Annotated in this window: 7 protein-coding genes and 1 pseudogene; all 8 read right to left on the reverse strand. The window is 44.8% G+C overall.

The genetic code is table 11. The annotated features are described in order from the left end of the window. Window positions 1-853: pseudogene (locus tag VNZ46_RS22645) on the reverse strand (undecaprenyl-phosphate glucose phosphotransferase); the annotation flags it as partial. 101 nt (window positions 854-954) lie between these two features. Then, window positions 955-2,163: a WcaI family glycosyltransferase gene (locus VNZ46_RS22650; protein WP_325562868.1), complete on the reverse strand. Its 1,209-nt coding sequence runs from the start codon at window positions 2,161-2,163 to the stop codon at window positions 955-957. Beyond that, complete coding sequence (locus tag VNZ46_RS22655) at window positions 2,160-2,726, reverse strand: WcaF family extracellular polysaccharide biosynthesis acetyltransferase (protein WP_325562870.1); 567 nt, start codon at window positions 2,724-2,726, stop codon at window positions 2,160-2,162. Before VNZ46_RS22655 ends, VNZ46_RS22650 begins: the two co-directional genes overlap by 4 nt. Further along, window positions 2,713-3,891, reverse strand: a complete 1,179-nt coding sequence (locus VNZ46_RS22660; protein WP_325562872.1) for a glycosyltransferase — start codon at window positions 3,889-3,891, stop codon at window positions 2,713-2,715. Before VNZ46_RS22660 ends, VNZ46_RS22655 begins: the two co-directional genes overlap by 14 nt. Before the next feature lie 12 nt (window positions 3,892-3,903). Continuing rightward, on the reverse strand, window positions 3,904-4,908 hold the full coding sequence (locus VNZ46_RS22665; RefSeq protein WP_325562874.1) for a glycosyltransferase family 1 protein: 1,005 nt from the start codon (window positions 4,906-4,908) through the stop codon (window positions 3,904-3,906). Then, entirely contained in the window at window positions 4,895-5,854 is a 960-nt protein-coding gene (locus tag VNZ46_RS22670) for a GDP-mannose 4,6-dehydratase (protein ID WP_199077347.1), read from the reverse strand. The genes VNZ46_RS22665 and VNZ46_RS22670 overlap by 14 nt, the downstream gene beginning before the upstream one ends. Next, the gene (locus VNZ46_RS22675) at window positions 5,851-7,161 is read right to left on the reverse strand and encodes an O-antigen ligase family protein (RefSeq protein WP_325562877.1); all 1,311 of its coding nucleotides are present in this window, start codon (window positions 7,159-7,161) and stop codon (window positions 5,851-5,853) included. Before VNZ46_RS22675 ends, VNZ46_RS22670 begins: the two co-directional genes overlap by 4 nt. Further along, complete coding sequence (locus tag VNZ46_RS22680; RefSeq protein ID WP_325562879.1) at window positions 7,151-8,386, reverse strand: glycosyltransferase family 4 protein; 1,236 nt, start codon at window positions 8,384-8,386, stop codon at window positions 7,151-7,153. Before VNZ46_RS22680 ends, VNZ46_RS22675 begins: the two co-directional genes overlap by 11 nt. Window positions 8,387-8,399 lie beyond the last annotated feature (13 nt).

The raw sequence follows: 8,399 nt of genomic DNA on the forward strand, positions 1-8,399 counted from the left end.
AAACAATAACCAGTGTACTGAACATCAGATCAAATAAGCGTTTTTTAAACCTGCTGCCCATTTCCTCCAGTGGTTCATGCCTTAAAGTAATCATTGGAAACTCGCCGCCCAGATTAGTTACGGTATAAGGTGAACCCAGGGTCGCCTCAAAATCTGGTATAAATTTTAAACGTATACATTGGCGTTCAGCCTCTTCTATCAGAGGAACAACCTCTGGCATTCGTTCCAGTTTTATTGCAACATAAATATCCATTACGCCCAAGCAGGCCACTTCAGCCAGCCTGGAGGAAATGGCCGTGGCACCTGTTCCAGGTGTACTGTACATCAGATTGTCATCGCATACCGTACCGTAAAAATGGATATTTTCCTGCTTTTTAAAATAGGCGGCGATGCGCTCAGCAGTGAGATTTGAGCCCATTACGGCTACCTTCTTGGCCATCTTAAACTTATCCAGAAAGCGATACTGGATCATCGTTCCCAAAAATCTGTTCAGGATAAATGAAAATCCCAGAATGGTATAGAAAACAACTAAAAAGGTTTTGGAAAAGTTCATGTTCTTGGCCAGCATCAGATAGGCGGTAAACAAAAGCATATGTAAAGCTATACTTCTCCATGTTCCACGATATATACTTTCGAGCCTGCGGGTTCCATTAAAATTGTACAAACCAAAAACTGCTGTATTAAACAGCCAGGTCAGGTTACAGACCACTATATAATGTTGAGACAATTCTGCAGATACGGTTTTGCCTAACAATACGGTAATTTTAAAAGCGACCAGATAAACCAGATTCAACATAATCAGGTCAGTGACCATTAATACGTACCTTAACAAGTAGATATATCGCGTCTGCATAAATTTGTGCTCTTAGAACTATGGCTTAAAGATTGCAAAAACTAATCCGTACAAGTGTTAAAGACTGATAATGAACAAAATGAATAATTACATCTCACTTATTACCTGCTGAATATTTGATGCAAAATCTCCTCTTTATTCAAAGCAGTGGCAGCAAATTCTCTGGCTCTTTTTCTTTCCAGTGCGTAATCCTTGCTGCAACAGTCTAAAATGGCATTTTTTAATTCGGTTTCGTCTTCAGGCGGAATGACTACACCAATATTATACCGGGTAATTACGTCATATAAAGAGGTATCCTCATTTGCTGTAACCAACACCAAGCCTCCAACAGCTAAAATGGTGGTCAGTTTAGACGGCATCACTAAATCGCTTGCATCTTTCTTTTGCAACACCAGGTGCACAGTTGCAATGTTTAGAAAGTCATTGAAGACCTCTTTTTTCTGTAAGGGAAAGAAGTATACGTTTTCAAGGTCATCTGCCGCTTGTACCAAATGATCTTTATAGGGCCCTGTACCGCAAATGAGCAAGCGGATCTTTGGATAGGATTGCAATTCTCTGGCTACCCGGATCAAAGCATCCAGGCCTTGTTTTTCGCCGATGCTTCCAGAATACAGAACCAACTGATCTTCCGGCTGAAATCCCCACCGGCTTTTTAATGAACCTGAATGATCAACCGGAAAATACAGATCTGTATCTACCCAGTTTGGAAACAGCATCACCTGACGCTGAACTTTCGCCAGCAACTTTTTACGCATTCCCTCTGAAATGGTACTGACCAGATCTGATTTTTTTAAGATTCGCTTTTCCAAAGCAAATAAGATGGAAAAGATCCAATCTGGTTTAAGCATTTTCAGTTCCTTTGCCGCATCAATCTGTAAGTCCTGAACATGATAATGTACAGGTGTACCTTTAAAGAAGCGATAGAACAAACCTAAGAAACCAAGATGAAATGGCGGTGCAACAACCATACACAGATCATATTTCTTTCTGAAAAGCAAGCGGCAAACAACCAAAAAAGCGCTCAGAAAAAATGTGGCTTCATGAATCATCCTTTTCATACCTCCAGGTTTGGCCGGAACATACAACGGGCAGCGATAAATGCTGAGCAGCTGGCTTCGGGATTCTTTGCGATAAAAGAAATTTCGGTAGGGTTTTTCAACCTTCCAGTCCGGATAATAGGGAAAAGCAGTGATCATTGTGGTTTCGCAGCCCTGCTCTCCCAGCCATTCCAACATTTCTCCCGTATAACGCCCGATTCCAGTCAGTTCGGGAAGACAATTGATACCAATAACCAGCACACGTTTCTTCATGGCTTCCACCTTTCCTTTACAAATACGACCGGATTGCCCTTATAAATACCATTATCATCCAGACTCTGTGACACCACTGCTCCGGCGCAAACTACCGTATCCACACCTATGGTGATTCCCGGTCCAATAAAACAACCCGCCCCAATCCAGCATCCATCTTTTAAAATGACTGGTCCGTTTTTATATTCCATGGTACTGACCTTGTAATTGTGATTGCCTCCGCAAATAAAGGCACGCTGGGAAATACAAACATTATTTCCGATACTGATGGGTTCAAAGTTTAAGATGCAAACTTCCTCTCCCAGCCAAACGGCCTCACCTATGCTCAGTTTCCATGGAAAATGAATATTTACCCTGGGTTTAATAACCACATAGCGGTTTACCTTAGCGCCGAATAAACGAAGCAGCACGGCTTTCCATGCACTCGGAAATGGAAATGCACTTAAAAAAAAGACCATTTTGATCAGGTACCAGCAAATTTCCTTGAGTTTGGATGCTCCTCTTGTCATGCCGATCTTTGGATCGAAATCATGTAAATTCACCCTGGATTCAGGACTTTGCATAGACTGGACCGATTAAAATGTGATTCAATATATTACCTGCGCTATTTTCAGAGTAATGTTTAACATAGCAACGGCCCGCATTACTCCCCATCATCTCCCTCTTTTGTGGTTCTGTTTCCAGCCACTGTTCCAGCTGTTTGATCAGGCCTTCCAGGTGATCTGTTCCGATGAGGCCTGCTCCTTCCATTTCTATTTCCTGGTAAATGTTGACCTGGTTGGAAATGAGCACTGGTTTACCGCAGGCCAGCGCTTCAACCACTGCAATGCCAAAATTTTCCTGGTGGCTGGGCAAAACAAAGGCTTCACAATTATAGAAAGCGCCCCATTTGGCCAGGCCTTCCAGCATTCCGGAAAAATATATAGTGGATGTTTTCTCTGCCAACTGCTGCATTTCCCTTCCATAAGGCGTATCCAATCCAGGTCCTGCAATTAGTAATAAAGGCAAATTCTGCCCGGACGAACACAGGCTCTGATAAGCCCTAATGAGCAAATCCAGTCCCTTCTTGGGGTGAATCCTGCTTAGGAACAGGAGATAAGGAATTCCAGCAAGCTCCGGACAGATCTTAAAAAAATGCATCCCCATATCCATTGTAAAAACAGGTGGTTGCTGCACACCTAAACCAATTACGTGTTCCTTTTTTGGAAGATAAGGCTGGAAGTTTTCTCTGGCCAGTTGTTTCTCCGTTTCGCAGGTAAACAATACACCATCCGCCGAATTGACCAGTTGCTTTTCTGTAAATTTCCAGAACAAGAGATTCCTCATCGCTTTTAACCTTCGGCCTTTTGCACGTTGAAAATAAGGGTCCAGCATACCATGGGGCATCACAAACAAACGGACCGATACCGTCTGTACCTTCTTCCAGGACTTGTATACTGCAAAACTTTGATATTGCCATAATCCATGGACCAGGATGCTGCTATAACGCTTCAAGTTCCGGTCCAGCCAGGAGCGCAATTCTCCATGGTAATTCCAGGCCGTTGTTCCCTTTCCCAAGGCATGAATTTTAAAGTTATCCTCAAATAAATAACTGGCATCGGCAGGGTCCAGGCAGACCACTTCATGTTGCAGGTCTGGACTGGACGCATATCGGATCATATTTCTGACGGCTTGACTTAAGCCTCCGGCTTTTGGATCCAGGGTGGGTAAAACGTGTAAAATTAACATAGGTAGGATGATTTAAATGTTTTTCACAGTATGGTATAGGTGGTAGTACTGACTGGCAATTTCATCCGGATCAAAACGGGTTTTGTTCTTTCTTCCTTTTTCCAGGAGCGATTCCCTGTAGTTATCATCTTCGATTACTTTAAGAATGCCAGCTTTGATTGATTCGACCTGGTATGGATCTACCAGACAAGCGGCCTCGGCGGCTACCTCCGGCATCGAAGAAATGGAACTGGTGACCACGACACGTTCCACGGCATTGGCCTCTACAATGGGCATCCCAAAACCTTCAAATGTAGATACAAAGGCCAGGATGTCGCATTCCTGGTATTTCTCCAGTAAACGTTCGTTAGAAATGTTATACTCATTGCTGTAATCTGTCCCGTGGCTACGCAATGCCTCCAGGTATTCTTCATTCAGTTTTCCTACGATCGTGAGGTGGCAGGAAATTCCTTTCAAAGCTTCTATGAGCCGGAGCAGGTTTTTATTAGCTCCTGTGCCTATATGCAGGATGACCGGCTTTGCCTTGTTAAAGGGCTTGGGAAATGGTGTATACAGAGGATCAATCGCTACCGGAATCACTTTAATCTTTTCTGGCCTGCAGCCTGTATAGGTAATAATTTCCTGCTTGGTCACTTCTGAAATTGCGGTCACTACAGCCGCTTTCTTCACTGGTGCACTGAGGTACAGCCATTTCACTATTTTTTTGGCCAGGCCTGTTTTCCGGGGCATCATACCGCAATCCAGAACGGTAAGCACCACCCTCTTTCTCCTCATCAGCAGGTCTAAAAAATGGACCTCCCCTGTAATGTGGTTCACATCTTTACCTTGCCTGAAAGCGGCTTCTGCAATATTGACCAATTTGGTATAATAACCATCATTATAGCATTTGCAAATGTAAACCTGGGCATTAATCCGGTCTGCAAGTCTCTTTCTGATGTCTTCAAAAATATATTCCACACTAAAGCTAAACCCCTTGCGCGGCCGCCTTTGAAAATAATTGACTTTAATCCTTTCCATTTGCCATTTCCTCCTCTATTAAGGTTTTCAAAACATCGTAAAAGGACAGGTCGTAGGTCCAGCCCAGCTGTATTTTTGATTTAGAATTGTCTCCATAGATATCTTCTATTTCTGTAGGCCTGAATAATTTTTCGTCAATGACCAGCCGGTCCATCGAAACATCCAGTTCCTTAAACACGCATTCTATAACCGACCTGAGTGTTACAGAACGGTTGGAGCAGATCAGATAATCATCCGGCTGATCCTGCTGCAACATGAGGTACATGGCCTCCACGTATTTAGGTGCCCAGCCGAAATCTCTTTTGATGTCTATATTACCCACTTCCAGGGTTTCAGCATGACCTTTTTTAATCTTAATGGCCTGTAAGATGACCTTCTTGACAAAGAAATTCTCACTCCTGAGGTAAGATTCATGGTTAAACAAAAATCCACTGCAGCCAAATAAGCCGTAGGATTCCCTGTAATTTTTGGTGATCCAATGCGCAGAGGCTTTTGAAATACTATACGGACTGATGGGATTGATGTAGGTGGTTTCTTTGATGGGCAGTTCAGAATCGCCGAAAACTTCACTACTGGAAGCCTGGTAAAATTTGGCCGGAGAGTCCAGCATTCTTAAGGCTTCGAGAATGTTCAGTACAGAAACTACATTAAACTGAATGGTTCCAATGGGTTGCCTGAAAGACAAGGAAACGGAACTTTGTGCGGCCAGGTTATAGATCTCGTCGGGCTTATATTCTTTAATGGTGGCCATCACCTGCGAGAGGTCGGCAAGGTCACATTCCACCAATTCTACCTGATCCTGAATACCCAGGTATTTTAGCCCTTTCCGGTTGATGGTATGATAACTTCTGATCAGTCCAACGACCTTATAGTTCTTCTGGCACAACAATGCCGCCAAATAAGCGCCGTCCTGTCCGGTGATGCCGGTAATAATTGCTGTTTTCATAGATGATCTGTTTCTGTATGATGGTGCATAGCGGCTATGATAAGTCCCCCTGCAAGTACACTAAAACCCAGGGCAGTAGGTTGCGCCCATTGTCCCTGAGGGATTACGGTTAAGCCAAAACTGAGCAGCATCCATGGGAGCATTTGCCCGTTTTGTAAATTCTTAACGGCATGAATGCTCATTTTGAGGGTTAAGCCCAGGCGTACCAGAATGACTCCTATGCCCATTAATGCCCCGAGTTCGCCGATCTGCCTGTTCCATTCTTCTTCAGAGACGAGAAATTTCCGGTCTCCGGTGAGCAGCGCACTGCCCACATTCGTCCCCAAGCCTACTCCATGTCCGAAGAAGGGTTGATCAAGAGAGGTCGCAATGGCCGTAGCCATCCAGCCAAAGTAACGGTTTCCGAAAGTTCCTCTTAGCCCCCCTTCGGTGGTACTGGCATTGGTAAACCGCTGCGTGAGTACCTTGGTGGCCGTTTGAAAGAAATTAAAGTTACTCAACACAGCGAGCATAATAACAATTCCAATCCCGGCAAGCACCACCCGGACGAAATTCTCTGGCTTTCTAAGCACAGTGACCAAAGCAAAGAAAACGACAATAATGATGGTGAAACCCAGGGTACGACTGATGGACAAAGGGATCACCGCAATAAGCGCCAGGGTGGCTCCGCACAGGGCCAGTTTATTTACACCTGTTGGATTGAGCCAGAAATACAGGATAAAACTTCCGGTAAGGCCATAAAAAAGGTGAATACCATTGGTAAAAGAAAAGGTTCCCGGAGGTCTCAAATAGCCCATAGCCCCACTAAACCCTGCTCCTGAACTGTCGCCGCCCACACCCCGGTTTACAAATGCAGATTGCGGGCTATAGAACTGCAAGGCGACCAGCAAGGCCATAGGGATAGAGACCCAGAGTAAAAATTTACCGATCTGGATGACATCCTCTTTATCCAATGTTCTTCCGATAACAAAGATTAATGGAAAATGGAGCAGGAATATCCTTGCCCCAAACAGGGCAACAAAGAGGTTACCGTGCCCGAAGATCAGCGCAGTTAAGATGGACAGAGCTCCTATAAGGACCATGATTTTGAGCAATATGGAAGAAGGGATCAGATTTCTGTTCCAGGCCATCCATAGCAGCAGAACCGCAAGCGGATCCCTGACGATCAGCAATGGTGATGCCAGGCCAGGCAAAACCCATTTACGCAGGGCTCCTTCAAAAATGAGCAGCAGCAGGTACAACCAAATCCCCCGTTTTAACCAGAGGTTTGGATCTTTATTTGAGTGTGAAGAGTCGTTATACCTCATCGATCAGTTGTTTAATGATATGATCTGCATATTTTTCCCAGGTGTAGAGGGCGGCATGCTCTGCCGCTCGCTTGCCCATTTCCCGGGTTTGTTCTCTATTGTCCATATACCATTGTAGTTTCTCCGCGATGGCTTCTGGACTGCGGATGGGCACGCAAAACCCGGTTCGTCCTTCCAGCACCAAATCTGAACCACCGGTATTGGGCGTGATGAGCAATGGCAATCCCTGGCTCATCGCTTCCTGCATGACCAATGCTCTTCCTTCTACTATAGAGGGAAGACAGAATACATCACAGCTTTGCATCAGTTTCAAAACTTCTTCATGTGGCCGGCTGCTTTCATAAGTAAAATCTGTCATCTGGGTTTTATAAAAGCTTAGAGGAGTTTGCGGTGATCCCATCACCACCAGCTCCACCTGTTCCCGTGGTAACATCTTCACTGCTGCAAAAAGATCTGCAAGCCCTTTTCGTTGCCCCATAGATCCCGCGAAGAGTATCCGTAGAGGCCGGTCAAAAGATTTGCCCCGCTGAAGTTGTACGGGCTTTGGCGATCCAAAGGGCGACACGATAACTTTCTTTCCTGCAGTCCATTCAGGAAGGGAATGTTTAACGAAATCACCTGGTACAACGACAACATCGGCCAGTTCAAGCTCCTGTTTTTTACGTTGTAGTTTGGTTTCAGAATCATAAATTCCTCCGCCCAGAGTGGCTGCCCATGCAGGCCATCGTGTGGCTTCTTCTTCCATTAATTTCCTTCCGGTTTCCCAATAGGCAATGGGCAGGTCATAAATACAAGTGAGCCCTAGTTTTTTTGCTGCTGTAAAGGTTTCCAGTGCGGCATCTTCATAGGCATAAACGGCATGTATTTCAGATGTTGAAACCAGTTTAGCTAAGGCAGTGGCAACCGATTTATCCAGGTCCTGGTATACCTGATCTAAAGAAGCAAAGCCATTTTCATGTCGTACAAAATGTTTCAACCCGAATTTTGGAAGTACATTCCTCAGAAGCTCCAGGAAAGGACGGGTATGGATATACTTTGATTCCAGGTCATAGGACCGCCTGGACAACTCTGTTCTCCAGGATCCGGGCAGTTTGCGTATCCAGCTCGTCTCAGTTGTCAAAGCAACGGTGGTATAAAAGCCTGCCAGCAAGCCATCTTCGCGGAGCGTCTGAAGCAGCGCTCTCACAAATTGGTTACCGGTAGGATGTGACATCAGGATCTTCATAATTTTAACCTAT

Source organism: Pedobacter sp. (genome assembly GCF_035566355.1).
GTDB lineage: Bacteria > Bacteroidota > Bacteroidia > Sphingobacteriales > Sphingobacteriaceae > Pedobacter.